The following is a 20,280-nucleotide window of genomic DNA, read 5'->3' as shown; positions in this document are numbered from 1 at the left end:
CGGAGGGTCCGTGGTAGGGCTGGCCTTACCTCGGAACGGCGGTCTGCAGGATCGAGGCGGCCTCGGGAGGGCCACTAGCTTTGTCGCATGATCACTTCGCGTTCTCGCCGGTGGGCCGGCGTTTCCGTGCTCACTGTCGCCGTCGCCGCCACCGTGCTGAGCGCTCCGGCCGCCCAGGCGGCATCGATTCCGAACCCTGTCGTCCAGCTCACCCTGGGCAAGCTGGTGAAGGAGGACAAGTTTCCCGCCGCGCTGGCGTCCGTGCAGGGCCGCGACGGGCGTACGAACGACTACGCCGCCGGTGTCGCCGACCTGGAGACCAAGGTGAAGGCGCCGGCCGACGGGTACGTGCGCATCGGCAGCAACACCAAGACGTTCACCGCCGTGACCGTCCTGCAGTTGGTCGGCGAGGGCAAGGTCAAGCTGGACCAGCCGGTCGAGACGTATCTGCCTGGTCTGCTCCGCGGGGAAGGTATCGACGGGCGGCGCATCACCGTACGGCAGCTCCTGCAGCACACCAGCGGCCTGCCCGAGTACACCGACGTTCTCCTGGCCAAGGGCGTCCTGCCCATCCAGCACACCTACTTCCAGCCCCGCGAGCTGCTGGACCTGGCGCTGAAGAAGAAGGCGCAGTTCGCCCCCGGCGCCAAGTGGCAGTACACCAACACCAACTACATCGTGGCCGGCCTGCTCATCGAGAAGGTCACCGGCCGTCCGGCCGCCGAGGAGATCACCAAGCGCACAATCGACCGCATCGGCCTGCGCCACACCTCCTTCCCGAAGGTCCGTGACCAGAGCCTGCCCACTCCCCACGCCAAGGGCTACCACCGCGACGACCCGGCCAAGCCGATGACCGACGTCACCACGTTCGACCCGTCCCAGGCCTGGACCGCCGGGCAGATGATCTCCACTCCCGGTGACCTCAACCGCTTCTTCACCGCGCTGCTCGACGGCAAGCTGCTCAAGCCGCAGCAACTCAAGCAGATGCGGACCACCGTCGACGCCCCCGGGCTCGGCGCCGGCAGCCGGTACGGCCTCGGCCTGAGCAGCATCAAGCTGACCTGCGGCGGCACCGCCTGGGGCCACGGCGGCTCCATCCCCGGCTACTACACCACCAACGCGGTCACCGATGACGGCCGCGCCGCCGCCATCGCCGTCACCCACCTGCCCACCACCCCGCCCGCCCGCGAGCACGTCGAGAAGGCACTCGACACCGCCCTGTGCATGCCGTTCTGACCCAGGGCGACGCTCAGACGGAGCGCAGGGCGTCGCAGACTACGAACAGGACATTGTTCTTTCTGTGGTTGCCCAGGCCTGGACGTGGGGCGCGGCTCCACCGGGCGCTCGCGGTCGAGGGCTTCGGTCTTGCGGAGTCAGCGGTTGGAGGCGCATGTCATCCGCGAATGGGCCCGGAGACCTTGTCGCAGGTCAGCAGGATGCCGTCGTGGCCGGCCACCACCTCCGCGTCGACTTCGAGCATCGCGGCCAGGACCTCGCGCTCGCCGATCTTCGCGTCGGCCGGTGCCCACAGGATCGGCATCCCGACGGTGTGCACGCCCGAGGTCCGGTTCAACCAACGCTGTCCGGTTCAACCAACGCCGGAGGCGTGCGCGATGCGCGCCGCCTCAGGGCGGGCGGCCTGCCAGCTTACGTGATGATCAACCTCTGATTTCAGCTTATATTATGTCTAATCATTACATTGTCTATGCCATCACGTGCGCGATGCGGCGGCGTCCGAGGGCGGACGCGAGCGCGTCGCCGAAGATCGCAAAAGGGGTCTTCCCGACATGACCAACACTCCGCAGCTCCACCGCGCGGGCTCCGCCCTGCTCGAGCGGGCCCGCGACCTGCGTCCCCTCATCGAGCGCGAGGCGGACACGGCCGAGACTCAGGGCAGGCTCACCGCCCCCGTCGTCGACGCCCTGCACGAGTCGGGCATCTCCGGCATGTGGGCGCCCGCGCCGCTCGGCGGCGCCGAGCTGTCACCCACAGAGCTGCTCGCCGTCATCGAGGAGCTCTCCTATGCCGACGCCTCCACCGGCTGGGTAGCCATGATCACCACGTTCGAGAACGGTGCGGCCGGCGCCTACCTCGGCGACGAGGCCGTTGAGCGGATCTTCAAGGGCCCGTCGATCCCGCTGTTCGCGGGTCAGGGCACCCGCCCCGGCACCGCCGTGCCCGTGGACGGCGGCTTCCGCCTCACCGGGCGGTGGAGCTTCGGCTCCGGGATGCTGCACGCCCAGTACACCCACAACCTGGCCATCGTCGAGGGCACCGGCGAGCCCCGGATGTTCGTCACGCCCGTCGAGAACGTCACGATGCTCGGCAACTGGGACGTCATGGGCCTGCGCGCCACGGGCAGCATCGACTACGCCATCGAGGACGTCTTCGTGCCGGAGTCGCAGACGCACCCGTTCGCGCAGAACGAGCCGCTGCGCGGCGGCGCGATCTACCGGCTCGGCGTGCTCGACGAGGCCCTGCTCTGCCACTCCGGCTGGGCGCTCGGCGTCGGCCGCCGCCTGCTCGACGAGATGGTCCGTCACGCGGGCGCACGCGCAGGGCGGCCCGGCCAGCTCGCCGGCAGCGATGCCTTCCACGCCGACTTCGCCCGTACGGAGGCCAAGTTCCGGGCCGCGGCGGCGCTCGTGCACCAGACGTGGCACGACACCGAGCTCACCCTGGGGTCGGGCGGCCGGCTCGACGTGCGGCAGGAGACGATGGTGCGGCTCGCGCTCAACCACATCACCTCGACCGTCGCCGAGGTGTCCAGGTTCGTCTACACCTCGGGCGGCACCACGGCGCTCCGCGACGGGCTGATCCAGCGGCTGTTCAGGGACGTGCACGCCGGCATGGCGCACATCACCTCCGGGCCCGCGGTACTCGCCGCGTGCGGCAGGGAACTGGCGGGGCTGGCGCCGGGCGAGTCCTGGGTCGTCCTCGGACTGGAGGCGTAGGCAACCGGTTGCCACGGGAATCATCCAGTACGCGACGATACCGTTTGACGATATCCGGACACTGGCTTACCGATCCGATGCTCTCGTCGGCAGGACCACCGAGAAGCGGCGAGTCGAGGAGCTGATCGGAGCCGCGCGTGCGGGCCTGGGCGAGTACCGGCACCTCGGGGGCGAACGGCACCCGATCCCGCCCAGCAGGTGCCGGCGTAGCGAGATCACGTCGAGATCGCCGCATGGTGTCGGTGCCTTGTCCTGCGCCGGGGGCGTCGCCCCGATCACGCCCGCCAGGTCGTCCAGCACGGGCAGAAGCGGAAAATTGGTTGTGGGCGCGATCGTTGGGCCTGAATCGAGTAGCTAGTCGCAACGATCAGGCCCACAACCAAATCCAGGGTCAGCTCAGTGGGCGCCACGGTCCGTGCGGGTTGCCCGGCTCCTGGTTGCGGGTCCACCATGCGGCCTCGTACCGCTGCCCGCGGTGCTCCACCACGTCACCGGCCACGAAGATGCGGGTCGGTGTCCAGACGGCGGTGCCGTCGTCGGTCGTGGCGATCTCCTGCCACGGCCCGTTCGGGTCGCCCGGCGCCTGGTCGCGGGTCCACCACGCCGCCCGCCAGACGGCGCCGCGGTAGGTCACATCGTGGCCCGCGGTGTACACGGTCCCGGCGTCCCATGCGGGCGACGCCGGCGCCTCGGCCACGGTGAAGGTGCTGACGGCGCTGCGGGTCACGTGCCCCGCCGGGTCGCGCAGTTCGGCGTACCACTCGTAGGAGCCGCCGCCCTCGACGTCGTCCAGCACCACCGAGACCTGCTCGGCGCCGACCGCCGACCGCACGTCCCCGACCTGCTGCCGCGCGCCGGCCGCGACGGTGAGCGACTCGGCCGCGAGGGTACGCGTCGTGCTGCCGCCGAGGTCTATCTCCAGGGCGAAGTTCTCCGTGTCCGCGCCGTGGAAACCGGGGATCGTGCCTTCGGGCACCTCGTGGTGCCAGTTCCCGTCGGACGTCGCCTTGCCCAGCAGGGGCGACCAGGTGTTGAAGTACATCAGGTCGTTCTCGGCGTCGACGCTGATGTGCTTGAGGTACTCCTGCCCGCCGAAGACGCGCGACTGGTAGTCGGTCAGGACGCCGTAGGCACGGTTGCCGTCCGCGGTCTGCCGCGAGGCGACGCCGGTGCCGGCGATGTGGCCGCCGAGCACCAGCTTGACGTTCGGGTACGGATCGACCAGCGCTCTGGTGACGTTGTCGTTCGACCAGCCGTTGACGCCCTGGTTCACCGAGTTGTGGTTGGCGAGGATCACCGCGTGGCCGGGGTGGGCCTCGATGACGTCCTTGGCCCAGGCCAGTCCGGCGTCGCCGGCGTTGTCCGCGGAGAAGAAGCCGACGGTGAGCAGCAGGAGCTTCGCCCCGTCGATCTCGGCCGTGTAGTAGTAGTTGTCGATGTTGTCGCTGCCCGCGAACCGCCAGGGGCTGCCCTCGAGACTCTTCTCGAACCGCTCCATCGGGAAGTACTTCGGCAGCATGACACGGCCGTTGCGCGCGTCCGAGTAGTCGTGGTTACCCCACGAGATCATGTACGGCAGGCCTGCGTCCTCCAGCGCTCGCGCCGACGGCTCGGCGTTCTCCCACTGGTACGCCTGCGACAGGTACTCGCGGTTGACCCAGTCGCCCGACTGCAGCACCAGCTTGGTCTTGCGCTCTGCCGCGACGCCGGCGACGTACTCGAACTGGTGCGTCATGAGGTCGGGCGTCGCCTGCGCGTAGAGCTGGGAGTCCGGCACGTGGTCGAACGCCCAGTCGTACCGGTCGGCGGCGGGCAGCGACTCGATGTCGTCGCCCTCCTCGCCCGGCAGCGCGGTCAGGCCGCGCCAGACCAGCAGGTGCAGCTTCCCTTCGGCGACGACGTTCTCGTCGGCGCGGGCGGTCACGTCCAGCTCGACCGCGGCGCCGGACGGGTCCGACCCGGAGTCCTTCAGGATCCAGCGGCCGGCCGCGTGGTCGTACACGTGGGCCGAGACGGTGCGCTCGTCCCCCGAGCCCGTCCAGGTCAGGTGGAACTCCTTCTGCTCAGCCTGCTCGTCGGTCAGCGAGATCTCGTAGACCTGGAACGGGTTCTCGTTCGCGCCCACCGTCGTCGGCAGCAGCTGCTCGCTGACGGTGCCGCTGCCGGGCGTCAGCGCGTCGGGCACCCGGTCCGGGGTGGTCCCGCTGCGTACCACGACGTTCGAGTCGTCGAGCGGGATGGTCGGGCCCGCGTAGAACGTGGCCTCGACCCGCTCGCGGTCCTTGGTCTGCGGCGTCGCGCTCAGTGTGACGCTCGGGTTCCGCCCGGAGGCGGACGACGCGTCGTCGCTCACCTCCGGCGCGGCGGGTGCCACGGTGTCCTCGACCGTGACCGGCACCTCGACCGGCTCGGCCACGTCGCGCGGCCCACCGAAACCGGCCCCACCGGAACCGGCCCCACCGGACCGGCCGACGGCGGCGGCGCCCACCGTGAGCGTCTGTTCGCCGGTCTCGTTCACGGGCACGCGGACCGTGAACGGCCCGGCGTCGACCCGCTGGTTGAGCACCCGCTCGCCGGCCACCTGCGCGGTGAGCACCGCGCGCCGGCTGACCGTGCCGGTCACCTCGACCAGACCTGTCTCCAGCGTGCCGTCCGCACGCGGGGTGCCGACCACCAGCGTCAGGCGCTCGTCCGCACGCTCGACCCGCTCGCCGAAGCTCACGGCGTCGCCGAACAGGTTCGCGTACCGGAGGGCTTCGAAGTCGGGCGTGAACGCCACGCCCGCGATCTGCACCTCGTCGACCAGGCCACGGAACGGCGACCGGAGGGTGCCGTCGTTCGTGTAGGAGTCGCCGATCGTCGTCTGCACGGCCGGGTCCGAGAACGTGCTGCGGTACTCGACCATCTGGCTGTGCACCTCGCGGCCGTCGACGAACACCGAGTACGTCATGCCGTCGTAGGTCTGAGTGACCAGGTGCGGCTCGCCGTCGGCCGGGAAGCCGAACCTGTGGCTCAGGTCGACGTTCCCGAACTCGAAGCTGTTGCCCGCCAGGCGCGTGCCGACCTGCCGCTCGTCCGGCCGCACGCCCTGCCAGAAAGTGAGCTGCCCGTCACCGGTCGCGCTCTCCTTCGCGACCACGGGGGCTGCCGAGTCCAGTGCGGCCAGGTCCTCCTCGGTGAGCGAGTACACGCCGCTGATCGCTATGCGGTCGTGACCGCCGCCGACGTCGCCCGGGTACTGCAGGCGCGAACCTTCGAACCGTGCCTGGCCGGTGCCCCGCTCCGAGGCGCCGGTGGCCAGGTCGTCGCCCACCACGAGGCCGGCCCGCCGGCCCGTGGAGTCGGTGCGGCGCTCGCCGCTCGCGGTGCCGCCGCCGAAGTGCTCGACCAGGGAGTACGCCTCGCCCCACACGGCCGTGGGGTCGTTGCCGGGCGCCCCGCCGCCGAAGTAGGCCCACACCTGCTGCGCCGACGCGGCGGGCAGGCTCGGCACCCGGACCCACACCGTCGAGGTGCTGCCCGGCTGCCAGGTCTCCACCTCGAACGGCAGCGGTGCGCCGTCGGCGGCGAAGAAGGCCAGCTCGTCCCGCTCGACGCCGGGCGCCGACGGGATGCGGAGCTGCACCGGCGTGCCCGTGAAGTCCGACGCGGTGTCGTTGCGGACGGTGACCACCTGGCGGGCGGTCGCGTCGGGGTCGGCCCAGGCCACGGTCTTGCCGTCCGTGGACACCAGGCCGCCCAGCTCGCGCAGCCGCCGCTCGGCGGCCTCCAGGCGCGGCAGCCCGGTCACGGCACCGCGCTGCGCCTCGGTGAGACCGTCGACGGCGTCGCGCACCGCGGCCACCGCTTCGGCGTCCTCCAGCGTGACGTCGTCGACGGCGGGCAGCTCGTCGATCCGGGCGGCGACCGGGGAGATCGCGCGGTCGATGCCGAAGCCCTCGAAGAGGCGTGGCACACCGCGGTCGCGGATGTCGTAGACGTTCACCGTGAGGCGGCCGGCCGTGACGTTCACCGCCGTGAAGTTCTCGCCTGACTGCTCACCGGTGCGGTCGAACAGCCGCAGGTAGGGCTCCAGGTCCACACCCTGCGGGTTGGTGGCCTGCGTGTAGTGCTTCGCACCGGCGGTGTTCGGCAGGAAGTAGACGGTGCCCTTGGGATCCACCGCGTACTCGATGCGCTTTCCGTCGCGGACCTCGGTGATCTTGGTGGTCTCGACGGGGCGGGCGCCCTCAACGCCCTTGGGGTCGGCGGCCAGCACCTTGGACCGGCTCATCACGTGGTCGTGGCCCTGCAGCACCAGGTCGATGTCCAGCTCGTCGATCACCGGCACGAGCGTGCGGCGCATCGCCATGACGTCCTCGTCGTCCAGGTGGTTCGCCGTCGTGTAGGCGCCCTTGTGCATAGACAGGACGAGCCACTGGGCACCGGCGGCGCGCGCGGCCTCGGCGTCGGCCCGGAGCCAGTCGATCTGCTTCTGGGAGATTCCCTCGGCCCCGCCCTCGTTGGTGTTGAGCACCATGAAGTGCGCCCTGTTGTACGTGTACGAGTAGTACACGCCGCCGGACCGGTCCTGGTCCTGCGGGCCCTCCAGCGTGAAGTGGTCGGCGAACGCGTTCGCCGCCGCGTCGTGGTTGCCCGACGCCGGCGCGACCGTGGTGCTCAGCAGGCTCGGGCGGGCGGAGTCGAGCAGGTCCTTCCAGTCCTGCTCCCGGCCGCCGTCCTCGACGACGTCGCCGTTGTGCATGACGAACTCCGCGTCCGGCACGTGCTTGAGCGCCTTGGCGATGGTCTGCGCCGAGAGCTCCGCCTCGGCCAGGTTCTGCGACTGCGTGTCGGTCAGGTCGACGAACGTGAAGTCCTCGTCCCCGCCGTCCGCCGTGACGAACGTGCCGGTGGCGCTCCACACCTGCTCGGCCGCGTCGCCCACGCGGTAGTAGTAGGTGGTGCCTGGCCGCAGGTCGCGGGCGATGGCGCGGTAGAAGGTCTCCCCGTCCTCGCTCTCCTCACGCTGCGCCTCGACCGTCACCGTGGCCGAGCCCTCGGGGAACTCCCGGTCCGTGCTCAGCACGGCGGCGGCGCTGCCCGTGTCCAGCGTCGAGTACCAGGTGAAGGCGCGCTGCGTGCCCGGGTCGCCGTAGAAGGTGGTGGTGATCCGGTTCGGCGCCTCGACCGAGGAGACGTACTTCGGCACGGGATGGCCGAACTCGTCGTCCCAGCGCCACTTCTCGGCGAAGTCCCAGCCGCGGGCGGCGTAGGTGGCCTGACGCGCGAGGGCGTCGGCCGTCGAGTCGGTCCCGTGCTGGTTCTTGGTGCCAGGGCCGGTAACCGTCTGCCCGCCGATGGTGATCTCGCTGCTCGCGAGGTTGTCCTGCGCGGTCCAGCCGTCATACCCCGTGTAGCCGACGACGCGGCCGGCGAAACCGTCGACCTTGCCCGAATAGGCGATCGAGCCGGGCAGCGCGACGTTGCCGGTGAACGAGCTGCCGGAGCTCGGGTTGCCTGGGTAGGCCACGACGTACGCGGCGTCGATGCCGCGGGTGCCGCCCGCGCCGCCGTCGGCCGCCACGGTGAGGTCCGCGTCGACGAGGTTGTTGCGGACCGTCACGCCGTTGTTCGTGTAGGACACGAGACCCGCCGGCATCTTGTGCGCGCTGATCGTGCCGCGCACCCAGTTGTCGGTGACGGAGCCGCCGCGCAGCTCGGCGACCAGGCCCGCCACCTTCTCGGCGCCGGTGGCCGTGAGGTCGGCGTCGAGCACGGCGTTGCCCGTCAGGGTCGCGTTGGTGGCGACGACGGCGAGGCCGGCCACGAACCCGCCGCGCGTGCCGCCGTCGGCCGTGACGTCCGCCAGGGTGAGGCCGCGGATGGTGCCGCCGTCGAGCTGCCGCACCAGGCCGAGCCGGTCGGCCTCGCCGCCGGCACTCTCCTGCGGGACGTAGACCAGGCCGCTGACCGTGTGCCCGGCGCCGTCCAGCACGCCCTCGAAGCGGTTGATGCCGCCGAACGGCTCGCGCCCGGCGAAGTCGAGGTCGGCGGTGAGGACGAAGTGCCTGTCGCCGGTGTAGCGCGCGTTGCCGGCGTTGAGCTGAGCGGTGAGCAGCTCCAGGTCCTCGGCGGAGGCGATCTCGTAGGGCTGCTCCGCTGTGCCGCTGCCGAACAGCGTCGGGGTGTACTGCGGCACCGGGTGGCCCAGCGCGTCGTCCCAGCGCCAGGCGTTGGTGAAGTCCCAGCCCAGGTTCTCGTACGTCGCTCGCTGGGCGAGCTGGTCGGCCGTGGCGTCCGTACCGTGCTGGTTCTTGGTGCCCGGGCCGGCGACCGCGTTGCCGCCGATGGTGATCGCGGCGTTGGCCAGGTTGTTCTCGGCCGTCCAGCCGTCGTAGCCGGTGTAACCGATGATGCGGCCGGCGAACCCGTCGACCTTGCCCGAATAGGCGATCGAGCCGGACAGCGCGACGTTACCGGCGAAGGTGGAGCCGTTGGGCGAGCCCGGGTAGCCCACGATGAGCCCCGCGTCGTTGCCGCGCGTGCCACCGTCCCCGCCCGGGACGACCATCGTCAGGTCGGCCGCCACCAGGTTGTGCCGGACCTGGGAGTTCTGGTTGACGTAGGCGGCGATGCCGCCGGGCATCTCGCCCGCGCTCAGGGAGCCGGTCACGAGGCTGTCCTCGATGGTCCCGTTGTGCAGCTCGGCAACGATGCCGCCCACCTTCTCGGCGCTGTTCGCCGTGAGCTCCGCGTCGGTCACGGAGTTGCCCGTCAGGGTGGCGTTGGTGGCCACGACCGCGACAGCGCCGATCCAGCCGCTGGTGCTCGTCCCGGCGTCGGCCCGTACACCGTCGAGGGTGAGGTTCCGGACCGTGCCGCCGTCCAGACGACGAACCAGGCCCAGGCGGTCGGCCTCGCCGCCCGCCGACGCCTCCCGTACGAGCTCGATGTCGCTGATCGTGTGACCCGCGCCCTCGAACGTGCCCGTGAAGGAGTTGATGCCGCCGAACGTGCTTCCGCCGAAGTCGACGTCGGCGGTCAGCCGGTAGGCCGCGCCGCCGTAGCCGCCCGGGTCCCCGTTGATCGCGCCGGCGACGGTGCGCAGGTCGTCGGCCGAGTCGATCTGGTACGGGTCGCGGGGTGTGCCGCCGCCGTCGATCCCGGGCAGCGGGTCTGCCGCCTGGGCGGCCGGCAGACCCACCCCGAGGGCGAGAACGACGCCGAGCACGGCGGCGACGGGAGCAAGGGCGCGGGTGCGTAACAGCACATGGGAAGGCATGCGGCGAGTTCATCGATCAACGTTGAATGCCCTCTGGCCGGCCGGCAAAGCCACGATGAACATCGCAGTCCCGCACTCACGCCGACCGGGCCGCGGCTGCCTGACGGGCGGCGCCCCCAAGTCCACCGCCTTCGACGCCGGCGCGATCGCCTCGGCCGGGGTCGTACCGCACGCCATCGATTCGGAGTCGGCGGGGCCCTGTCGTGTCACCGGCGCGGCGCCTGCCACCGGGTGTCGAGCCGGCCGTGCCGCATCCGGCCTGCCAAGCGGACGTGCAGTGTCTCTGGCGTGTTGTCGCCCGCGTCCCTGCTGATCGCCAGCGTGCTGTGCCGCACCGACAGCTCGTTGGCGTCCACCACCATGCCCGGCGCGAGGACCAGCTCCACGTTGCCGCCGTTCACCCGCAGCTCGATGACCAGCTCGGGCGCGCTGCGCACCGCGCTGGTCAGGTCCAGCATCACCTCGCACCACGCGGTGCGCAGCGCGAGCCGGTGTGGCAGCGTCCACCGGCCGTCACGGCGCACCGAGCCGTGCCGCTCCTTGATGGTGAGCAGTTCGGCGGCCGGCTCGGCGAGCGGCAGCGTGGGTGCGCCGTCGCTGCCTGGCACCGCGATCAGATCGCTGGTGAGCGGGGCCAGCGCGTCGATGGTGCGGGCGGTCAGCGCCGCGTCCAGCCGCTCGTCGAACTCGACCGGGTCGAGCCGGCCGTCGGCGACGGCGGTGCGCAGCAGTTCGGTGACCCGGTCGCGGTCCTCGTCGGACGCGCGCAGCGTGGGTGAGGAGGACTTCTCAAGACCCTGCACGTGGATCTCCTGTGTCGTCATCGGGGTCTCCCTTGTTGGCCCGTGGCGGTGTCACTCCCCGCCGCAGGCGGTCAACGACGCCGACACGGGGGATGTCGTGCCGGTCTGTCACCTCTGTAGCGCGCCTCCTGGAGTTCCGTCAACCGTGCCCGGCGTCGTCACCGCCACCGCTCGCGGAGGCGTTGGCGAGGTCGGCGAGGTCGGCGTGTGCTCCGGCGAGCGCGCCGGCGTCGAAGGCGGACATGGCCGGCGTCGGTTCCGTCAGTCACAGCGGTGAGGGGGCCGTACGCGCCCTCGCCTGTCATCGGCTCGTGTCACGCGTTCCAGGTGACCGGGAGGCTCTTGACGCCGTAGATGTCGGCGGTCTCCGGGCGCAGGGCGACCTCTTCTGCAGGTACGGCCAGGCGCAGTGTGGGGAAGCGGTTGAGGAGGGCGGGCAAGGCGACGCGCATCTCGACGCGGGCGAGTTGCTGGCCCAGGCACTGGTGGATGCCGTGGCTGAAGGCCAGGTGGCCGCCGTCCTGCCTGCGCAGGTCGAGCACGTGGGGGTCGGTGAAGCGCTCGGGGTCGCGGTTGGCGGTGTTGAGGGACAGGATGAGCGTCGTACCGGCCGTTATGGTGTGGCCGCCCAGCTCGACGTCCTCCAGCGTGATCCTGTAGAACTGCTTGGCGACGCTCAGATATCGCAGCAGCTCTTCCACGGCCTGGTCGGCGAGCGTGGGGTCGGCGCGCAGCGCGGCCAGCTGGTCCGGGTTCTGCAGCAGCGCGAAGGTGCCCAGGGCCAGCATGTTCGCGGTGGTGTCGAACCCGGCCGACAGCAGGATCAGGGCCATCCCCTGCAGCTCCTCGTCGGTCAGGTCGCTGTCGAGCAGGTCGCTGAGCAGGTCGTCGGTGGGGTTGGCGCGTTTGGCGGCCACCAGCTCGGCGAGGTAGGTCTGGGTCGCGGTGTAGGCCGCGATCAGCTCCTCGTCGCTGACCTCTCCGCCGAGGAACTTGTCGATGTTCTCCTGGAAGGAGCCCCGGTCCTCGTACGGCACCCCAAGCAGCTCACAGATCACGATGGCGGGGACGGGCTTGGCGAACGCGGTCACCAGGTCCGCCGGCGGGCCGGCCTTCTCCATCGCGTCCAGATGGTCGGCGGTGATCTGCTCGACGCGCTCGGTGAGCAGCCGCATCCGGCGGACGGTGAACTTGCCCACCAGCGGCTTGCGGTAGCGGCTGTGCTGGGGCTCGTCCATGAGCAGGAACTCGCCGGGCGGCGCCGGGGGCACTTCGATGTCGCCGTAGTCGATGGTCGGATGGTGGCGCATGAGCTCCTTGCGCGAGCTGAACCGCGGGTCGGCCAGCACCGATCGGACCAGGTCGTATCCGGTGATCAGCCAGCCCTGGTGCCCGTCGGGGAAGGGGTAGCGGATGATCGGGCTCTGCTCGCGGGCCCGGATCAGCTCCTTGGGCGGGTCGAAGGGACAGCCGGGCTGACGCGCGGTCGGCATCGTCGTGACGGTGTGTTCCATGGTCGTTCCTCTCACGGCCTAGGAGATCTTGCGGCGGTAGGTGGTCATGGCGAAGACGTACGAGACGATGAGGATGCCGACGCACCAGGCGAGGGCGATCCAGATGTCGGTGCCGACCGGCTGCTGGGCGAACAGGTTGCGAATGGCGTTGACGATAGAGGTCACCGGCTGGTGCTCGGCGAAGACGCGCAGCGGGCCGGGCATGGTGTCGGTGGGCACGAAGGCCGAGCTGAGGAACGGCAGGAAGATGAGCGGGTAGGAGAACGCGCTCGCGCCGTCCACGGACTTCGCGGTGAGACCGGGGATGACGGCGATCCACGTCAGCGCCAGCGTGAAAAGGATCAGGATGCCGGCCACCGACAGCCACGCGAGCACTCCCGCCCCCGAGCGGAAGCCCATGAGCAGGGCGACGAGCACGACGACCACGAGCGAGATCAGATTGGCGACCAGCGAGGTCAGCACGTGTGCCCACAGCACGGACGACCGCGCGATCGGCATGGACTGGAATCGCTCGAAGATGCCGCCCTTCATGTCCATGAACAGCCGGAATGCGGTGTAGGCGATGCCCGAAGCGACCGTGATCAACAGAATGCCGGGCAGCAGGTAGTTCACGTACGAGTCCGACCCTGTGTTGATCGCGCCGCCGAACACGTAGACGAACATCAGCATCATGGCGATCGGCATGACCGCGGTCGTGACGATGGTGTCCATGCTGCGCGTGATGTGGCGCAGGGAGCGTCCCAGCAGGACGGCGGTGTCGCCGAAGAAATGCTTGGTCATTGTTGTTCCTTACTTGCGTGCCGAGATGCGGTGATTGCCGGCGTCGCCGTCCTTGCCGTCGGCACCGACGAGGGCGAGGAAGACGTCCTCCAGGGTCGGTTGCTTCTCGACGTATTCGACCTTCGCGGGCGGGAGCAGCTGCTTGAGCTCGGCGAGGGTGCCGTTGACGATGATCCGGCCCTCGTGCAGGATCGCGATCCGGTCGGCGAGTTGTTCGGCCTCGTCCAGATACTGCGTCGTGAGCAGCACCGTCGTGCCCCGGCCGGCGAGTTCCCTGACGGCCTGCCACACCTCGATGCGCGCCTGGGGGTCGAGCCCGGTCGTCGGCTCGTCGAGGAAGACGACCGGCGGGTTGCCGATGAGGCTCATCGCGATGTCGAGGCGGCGGCGCATGCCACCGGAATACGTCGACACCTTCCGCGCTGCCGCGTCGGTCAGCGAGAAACGCTTGAGCAGCTCGTCGGCGATCGTGCCCGGATTCTTGAGGTGGCGCAGCCGGGCGACCAGCACCAGGTTCTCCCGACCGCTGAGGATCTCGTCGACGGCGGCGAACTGCCCGGTGAGGCTGATGGACTCCCGTACGTTCGCGGGTCGCGTGGCGACGTCTAAGCCGTTGACGCTGGCACTCCCCGCGTCGGCCTTGAGCAGCGTGGACAGGATCTTCACGACCGTGGTCTTGCCCGCCCCGTTCGAGCCGAGCAGGGCGAAGATGCTGCCCCGCGCCACGTCGAAGTCCACGCCGCGCAGCACCCGCAGTTCCTTGTACGACTTCTCCAGGCCTTGCACCTGGATCGCCTGGGCTTGCTGTGTCGTCATCAGTCTGTCCTGTCCTTTCTTGCGGTGTTTTCCCCGGCGGCGCGCTCAACGGCGCTGGTGAAGCGGTTCCGCTCGCGGGCTCTGTACTGTCCGATCGGGTAGTTGGCCATGAACGCCTCGACGAACTCCACGGGGTCTTCCCCGAAGATGTCGCGGATCGGGGTGCCGTCGGCCGCGCTCTGTTCGAACAGATCGGCCAGGTCCTCATACATCGACATCGCGCCGGCGCCGTCCGCCGGCCCGAAGTGCATCAGGTACCGCTCCAGCGCTTCGACCGCCGTGCGATAGTTCTCGGGAAGCCGCTTGATGCGCGCTTTGTACTGCCGGTAGCGCCGCTTGTCCTCCAGCGACCCGGTGACGATCTCCAGGTACTGCAGGTAGCGGCTCTTCGGCTCGTTCGACCCTGTGGCCATGTCTACTTACCTCCTTCGCGGAGCTGTTCGAGCCTCTCGGCCAGGAAGCTCCAGGTCCTCCAGAACTCTTCGAGATACGCCCGTCCCTGAGCGTTGAGGGAATACACCTTGCGCGGTGGCCCCTTCTCGGACGGGACCTTCTCCACGTCGACCAGGCCGCGCTGCTCGACCCGGACCAGCAGCGCGTAAATGGTGCCCTCGGCGATGTCGGAGAAGCCCTGATCCCGCAGCCACGCCGTGATCTCGTAGCCGTAGGCGGACCGGCCGGACAGGATCGCCAGGACGATGCCCTCCAGCGTTCCCTTGAGCATCTCCGTCAACTGCTTGCCCATCGTCACCCCCTCAGCTACTCAGCATTGCTAACTACTGGTACAAAGTAACACTGACTACCGGTACTTAGCAACACCGAATAGCTGAGGTGTGATCGGGGGGCGTAAGCATGTGGGTGCGGGCGACCTGACCGCTGCTCGTGAGCGAGCCCGCCGCCCCCTCAGGGGATGACAGGCTGCGTCAACGCGAGTTGGATCTTCGGCTTCGCCGTCGCGGACGCGGCGGGAGCGCCGGCGGCGACGAGCGCCGCAATCGCTGAACTGTTCATGGCATCCACCATCGCCGGTCGCGCTGATACCGGGCCGTTGCCGTGCTGACACGACACAGCGGCAGACCTGATCGCCGCCGGGACATCCGCCGGCCTGGCGCGCCTCCCGACGCGGCAGCGCGCGGCACCTGCAGCGTCTTGTCTGACTTTCTCCAGCCCCCGCACGTGGATCGCGGGCCCGTCGTCACGGCTCGTCGCCCGTGACGCGATCGAAGGCGTTGGTCAGCCGTTCCCACTCGCGGCTTCGGGAGGGTGTTCCAGCGTCCTCTCGGGGGTCCGTCCAACGGGACGGCGCCTACTCGCAGAAGACACGCACCTGGCGATCGGGCCCGTCGACCTCCACGGTCAACTCGTCGAGGTGTTCCACGAGCGGCTCGAGCTGTTCGGGCTTGAGCCGCGTCAGGTCGACCGGCACGCCCGACTTGGTCAGTTCGGCGTTGGCCCGATCGAGTGCCTGCGGCGGCTCTTGGTGGTCTACCGCGCGAGGTGCTCGCTCCGGCCGACGTCATTCCTGGTAGCGGGGCTTGACGCGGACGAAGAAGAACAGGTGCCGGCGGCCGGGACAGTCGACGTCGACGGTGCCGGTAACGGCGCGCGTGATCGTCTCGCAGGTTGAGCCTGTCGGGGTCGTGCTTGATGAAGCTGATGTCCTCGACATCGTAGAGCGTTCTCCTGACAGGCGGGACACGCCTCAGCGCTCCAGCCGTCCAGGGGGCTGCGGGCGGGGCGGCAGGTAACGCAGTGCGCGCTCGGCGAGCGCGGTGGGGTCGGAAGGGCGTCGGCGGGCGCGGCTGATGCCGCCCCTGCCCCTCGCATAGGGGTACGTGCCGAACCACAGGGTGCCGTCGCGATCCTGGGTGATGGTGCGCACCAGATTCTCCACCAGGCCGCTGTCGCGGGTGAACGACTGCCAGGTGGTGCCGTCGAAGCGGCTCACCCCGCCCTCGGTGCCGAACCACATCTTCTTGTCGGCGTCGATGGACATCGCGTACACGCGGTCGTCAACCAGGCCGTCCAGTGTGGTCAGCCGCTGCCAGGTGGTGCCGTCGTAGATGGAGACGCCGCCCAGGGTGCCGAACCACATGCGGCCCTCGGGGTCCTCGAACATCGAGTACACGCAGTCGTTGATCAGCCCGTCGCGGCGGGTGAAGCGCCGCCAGCGCCGCCCGTCCCAGCAACCGACGCCCGCTCCCCGGCCGTGGTCGTACGTGCCGGCCCAGATGCGACCCTTCGAGTCCTCGAAGACCTTCAGAATCTCCAGGCCGGGCGCGCCGTCCCGGACGGAGAACGTCCGCCACGTCGTGCCGTCGAACCTGTACAGGCCGCCGCCGGTGTGTGTCGCGCGCCAGCAGCCCGCCCAGAGGTGGTGCTGCCGGTCGAAGCACAAGGTGAGGATGCTGTTGCCGGTCAGCCCGGCGTCGACGAAGCGGTCGCCCTCCAGGCGGTTCAGTCCTGCGTCGGTGGCGGCCCAGATGCGGCCGTGCCGGTCCTGTCTGACGCAGGTGACCGCGTCGCTGGCCAGCCCATGCCGGCGGGTGAACACCCGCCAGCGGTCCCGCTCGTGTACGGCGAGGCCGCCGCCCCAGGTGCCGACCCACATGCGGCCCGAGGTGTCCTGGAACACGTCGTAGATCCAGGTGTGCGGCAGGCCGTGCTCGGTGGTCAGCGCGTCCCACTCCAGCGCGTCGTCATCGTCGTCCTCGGCGAGGAACCGGCGCATGAGCTCGCGTACGTTGCCGCGCTCGGCCGGGACGGAGGAGCGTCTCCGCAGGAATCCCTTCATCGGACCGTCCCTTCGGCCAGGGCCTGGAGGCGCAGGCGGAGTTCGCGCAGGCGCTCGTTCTCCGCGAGGATGGCCTGCCGGAACTTCTCGTTCTGCCCGCGCATCCTCAGGAGGGTCTGCTCCGGGGCGCGCAGTTCCTCCTCAGTGGTGTTCCGGCGCAACGCCTGGTAACGGGCGTCCAGCCGCTGAGCGGCCGCCCGGTATTCCGCCAGGCGGCTCACCAACTGCGCGCGTGTCAGGAGCACACCGCTCTTCCCCGACGGGCCGACCGCACCGCGGTACTGAATGACGAAAGCCTCCATGATCACGTAATCCTGGGATTTGTACGCGGAGTAGGCCACCTCGAAAATCGAGTACGGGGTGTCCGAGGTGTCCGCATGCACACGGGGCAGGACGACGTGTTTGAACGCCCGGACGATCCCCTCCTTCATGGCGGCGTCGAGATCGTCATCGAGGTCGGCGGGCGGCCTGTCGGCGATCGGTGGCCCGCCGCCTGCCTCGTCCTCGTCGCCGGGCGGCGCGAGCACCGCGCGCACGTCGTTCTCGAGCTCCTCGGCGCGGGAGTAGCCGCCGCGCTCGATCGTCTTCCTGATGCGTTCGCACTCGCCTTCCAGGCGCCTGCGCTCCTCGATCAGCTCGTGCAGCCGGTGGGCTTTGTGCAGGACCTGCGTGCTGAACGCGTCCTCGAATTCGCGCATGGTGGCCGACAGTTCGATGTAGCCGGCCAGCGTACGGACGACGTGGTCTCGGACCTCGTTGGTCGAGTCGACGACGTCGGCGGTCTCGTCCGATCGGAGTATCAGGCTGTCGGACATCGCTCGATCACCTCAGACTTTCGCCCGGCCGCGAGGGGAGATCCGCAAGGCCGTGCGGCCCTTTCCGGACTGGCCGTGCCGTTGTGGAGGGCGCCGTCGTGGGTCGGGGTGCCGCCGCCTGGTCGCCGCCCCCGCAAGCCGCGGCCAGGACGACCGGCACCAGGGCGGCGGCGTTGAAAGAGGTCCTGGCCATGAGTTTCCCTCTCCGTCAGCGGCACTGCCGTTTCATCACCACCGGCGAAAGAGGACGGTAAGAGCAGCGGCGGAAACAGGGCAATGCGCACAGTGCTCAGCCGGGCACGGTCGGGTGCGCACGGTGCACGGTGAAATCCGCGTTCCCGCGTTATGGGGAAACGTGTGTCTTCACGGTGGGTTGGTGCTAGGACGTTGGCGTGAAAGAGCTTCACGTCGTCGCCTGCCGAGGAAATCCGTAAATGCTCGACGAGTTACTGCGGCAGCTGAGGCTGTTCGCGTTCCAGGGCGCCGACCTGACTCCGCAGCGGCTCGTCGACTGGCTGCGGCGGCAGACCGGCGCGCACATCGCCGTGGTGGACGAGCGCGGAAGGGTGGAGGCGTCGACGGCGGGCCTCACACCCGGCACGATCGCCGCGCTCCGGCTGGTGCTGGCGCAGGTGGCGGACGGACGGGTGCGCGCCGTCGCCACGCGGGCGGGCGACCTGCAGGTGCAGTGTGAGGCGCTGGGCCGGCGCGTGCCGCGCGCGGTGCTGGTGGTGGCGGGCGCGTCGCCGCTCACCCGCGAGGCGAGCGCGCTCGCCTCCCACGCCGGCGTCGTGCTGGACGTCGTGCGGCGGCTGCGGCACGCCGACGACCTCGCCGGCCGCTACCAGTGGATGGCGGAACGGCACCGGCTGGCGATCTTCATGGCGCTGATGGCGGCCGACGTCACCATGGCCCGCCGGATGACGGCCGGGTCCGTCCCTCCGTTGCTGGAGGCCGATGCCGTGCGCGTGCACTTGTTACGGTGCCCGCCGCAGGACCGTGTCCGGCTGGCCGACACGTACCAGGACGAGCTGGGCTATCACGGCAGGGGCCTGATGGTGCGCTGCCCGGTCTACGACGACCACCTCATCTGTCTCGTCCCCGAGGACGAGGCGCAAGAGCACGGTGACCTGAGCGCGCTCGTGTCGGCGCTGGTGCGCGACAACCCGGGCTACGAGCTCGGCATCAGCGTCCCGCACCCCTTGGCGGCGACGGCGGAGGCGTACGACCAGGCCCGGCACGCTCTGGCCGTCGCGCGTCAGCTGCCGGGACGGGTCGCCACCTACCAGGGCCACGCGTCACTGGCCAGGGTGCTCCCCCGGCGGCCGGCGCTCGCCTGGGCCGGGGCAACCCTGCGGCCGATCGGCTCGGCGCCCCGGCTCACCCACGACGTGGCCCGCCTCGCCCTGGCCTTCCCCCGCTCCGGAGTGGCGCGGCTGCTCGGCATCAGCCGCAACACGGTCACCTCTCACCTGCGTCAGGTCGAGCAGGCCCTCGGCCTGGACCTGCACAGGGCACACGACCGTGCCGAACTCGCCCTGGCCCTGGCCGTCGGCGACGTTCCGCCGCCGGTCGGCGAGGTCACGCCGGTGCCCTCGCTGGACGGCCTGCTCACCACCGAGGAGGCAGTCGGCTGGGCCCGCGCCTTCCTCAAACCCCTCCATGACGACCGCGCCGTCGTGGAGACGCTGCGAGCCTGGGTCGAGGCCGACACGGACGCCCAGCGGACCGCCCGAGTCCTCGGCATCAGCCGCGCCACGGTACGGGCCCGCCTGCGCACCGCAGAACGCCTGCTCGGCCTCAACCTCCTGACTCCCGGCCCCGGCACCCACGACCTGGTCCACGCCTTCCGCATCGTCGACCGCGCACCGTGACCACGCCTGGCGCGGCAACCCCGGTTCCTGCCGGGTTTGCCGCGCCAGGTGAGCTACATGCGTGGATGAGACAGAGAACTCGGCATGAGACAACGACATGCCGAGGTGGCCTCGAGTCCTTCCCCTTGCGGGTACAGGTCAGGGATCAGCAGACGATCAAAATGCTTCCCCACGCGAAGCCGCTCCCGGATTCCGCGTTGTCGTCCGAGGCGAGCCGGGTGTGGGGGACGCCACTGCCTGTGGAATTGTTGAACAGGTGCCCGCTCTGCCCATTCGCGTACCACTTGTAGGACCCGTGGTAGCTGATGGTGTGGAGCCCACAGCCCTGGATGCCTTCCGAGTCTCCGCTGAAGCTCGACCCCGAGTACGCGACGAAGGTTGACGTCGCAGAAAGCGCCAGACGAGCGGGGGCGGACACGGCGTTGGCCGGGGACGCGATCAGCGGGGTTGCGATGGATGCGGCTCCGAGCAGCGCCAGGCAGGTAGCCCGGAGTCGGGTTCCTGATCGCGGACGCCGCCGGTGAGAGTTCTCCATGTGAATCGGTCCTCCTTGAACCGGAATTTGCAGCGGTCGGTCGTCTGTCTATCGCAGGAATGCCTGTTCGCTGTCGGTGGTGCCCGGCGAACAAAACAAGTGACGAACAAACGCTCCGGTGGGGAGAATGG

At 69.9% G+C, this 20,280-nt stretch carries 13 protein-coding genes and 1 pseudogene; 3 read left to right on the top strand and 11 right to left on the bottom strand.

Annotated features, from left to right (window positions below; genetic code table 11):
* The first annotated feature begins 87 nt into the window (after nt 1-87).
* A complete protein-coding gene (locus ITP53_RS02140) occupies nt 88-1,236 on the top strand; it encodes a serine hydrolase domain-containing protein (RefSeq protein ID WP_195893552.1) in 1,149 nt (382 codons plus the stop codon).
* Between the two features lie 181 nt (nt 1,237-1,417).
* Here the strand turns inward: ITP53_RS02140 and ITP53_RS02135 are convergent.
* Nucleotides 1,418-1,543, bottom strand: a pseudogene (locus ITP53_RS02135) (IS982 family transposase); the annotation flags it as partial.
* 244 nt (nt 1,544-1,787) lie between these two features.
* Between ITP53_RS02135 and ITP53_RS02130 the strand changes: the two are divergent.
* Nucleotides 1,788-2,954 (top strand): acyl-CoA dehydrogenase family protein, encoded by a 1,167-nt coding sequence (locus ITP53_RS02130; protein WP_195893551.1) that lies wholly within the window; start codon nt 1,788-1,790, stop codon nt 2,952-2,954.
* Between the two features lie 391 nt (nt 2,955-3,345).
* Here ITP53_RS02130 and ITP53_RS02125 read toward each other — a convergent pair whose 3' ends face one another.
* From ITP53_RS02125 to ITP53_RS02085, 9 genes are all read right to left on the bottom strand, one after another.
* Nucleotides 3,346-10,218: a DUF2341 domain-containing protein gene (locus ITP53_RS02125; RefSeq protein ID WP_195893550.1), complete on the bottom strand. Its 6,873-nt coding sequence runs from the start codon at nt 10,216-10,218 to the stop codon at nt 3,346-3,348.
* Nucleotides 10,219-10,424: 206 nt separating this feature from the next.
* On the bottom strand, nt 10,425-11,042 hold the full coding sequence (locus tag ITP53_RS02120) for a DUF1707 SHOCT-like domain-containing protein (protein WP_195893549.1): 618 nt from the start codon (nt 11,040-11,042) through the stop codon (nt 10,425-10,427).
* Between the two features lie 293 nt (nt 11,043-11,335).
* Nucleotides 11,336-12,535 carry a cytochrome P450 gene (locus ITP53_RS02115; protein WP_195893548.1) on the bottom strand — a complete coding sequence of 400 codons (1,200 nt, stop codon included), beginning with the start codon at nt 12,533-12,535 and terminating at the stop codon, nt 11,336-11,338.
* Between the two features lie 18 nt (nt 12,536-12,553).
* Nucleotides 12,554-13,315: an ABC transporter permease gene (locus ITP53_RS02110; RefSeq protein WP_195893547.1), complete on the bottom strand. Its 762-nt coding sequence runs from the start codon at nt 13,313-13,315 to the stop codon at nt 12,554-12,556.
* Between the two features lie 9 nt (nt 13,316-13,324).
* Entirely contained in the window at nt 13,325-14,131 is an 807-nt protein-coding gene (locus ITP53_RS02105) for an ABC transporter ATP-binding protein (RefSeq protein WP_195893546.1), read from the bottom strand.
* The gene (locus ITP53_RS02100) at nt 14,131-14,544 is read right to left on the bottom strand and encodes a DUF1048 domain-containing protein (RefSeq protein ID WP_195893545.1); all 414 of its coding nucleotides are present in this window, start codon (nt 14,542-14,544) and stop codon (nt 14,131-14,133) included. The genes ITP53_RS02105 and ITP53_RS02100 overlap by 1 nt, the downstream gene beginning before the upstream one ends.
* A 2-nt stretch (nt 14,545-14,546) precedes the next feature.
* Nucleotides 14,547-14,876, bottom strand: a complete 330-nt coding sequence (locus ITP53_RS02095) for a PadR family transcriptional regulator (protein WP_195893544.1) — start codon at nt 14,874-14,876, stop codon at nt 14,547-14,549.
* A gap of 957 nt (nt 14,877-15,833) precedes the next feature.
* A complete protein-coding gene (locus tag ITP53_RS02090; RefSeq protein WP_195893543.1) occupies nt 15,834-16,925 on the bottom strand; it encodes a ligand-binding sensor domain-containing protein in 1,092 nt (363 codons plus the stop codon).
* Entirely contained in the window at nt 16,922-17,740 is an 819-nt protein-coding gene (locus tag ITP53_RS02085; protein WP_195893542.1) for a hypothetical protein, read from the bottom strand. Before ITP53_RS02085 ends, ITP53_RS02090 begins: the two co-directional genes overlap by 4 nt.
* Before the next feature lie 434 nt (nt 17,741-18,174).
* On the opposite strand from ITP53_RS02085, the gene ITP53_RS02080 reads away from it, so the two are divergent.
* Nucleotides 18,175-19,614: a helix-turn-helix domain-containing protein gene (locus ITP53_RS02080; RefSeq protein WP_195893541.1), complete on the top strand. Its 1,440-nt coding sequence runs from the start codon at nt 18,175-18,177 to the stop codon at nt 19,612-19,614.
* A gap of 145 nt (nt 19,615-19,759) precedes the next feature.
* On the opposite strand, the gene ITP53_RS02075 is transcribed toward ITP53_RS02080, so the two are convergent.
* The gene (locus ITP53_RS02075; RefSeq protein ID WP_195893540.1) at nt 19,760-20,149 is read right to left on the bottom strand and encodes a MiAMP1 family antimicrobial peptide; all 390 of its coding nucleotides are present in this window, start codon (nt 20,147-20,149) and stop codon (nt 19,760-19,762) included.
* Nucleotides 20,150-20,280: the final 131 nt, after the last annotated feature.

The sequence above is a fragment of the Nonomuraea cypriaca genome (genome assembly GCF_015645445.1).
GTDB classification, from domain to species: domain Bacteria; phylum Actinomycetota; class Actinomycetes; order Streptosporangiales; family Streptosporangiaceae; genus Nonomuraea; species Nonomuraea cypriaca.
This window is presented reverse-complemented; position numbering and strand designations above follow the sequence as displayed.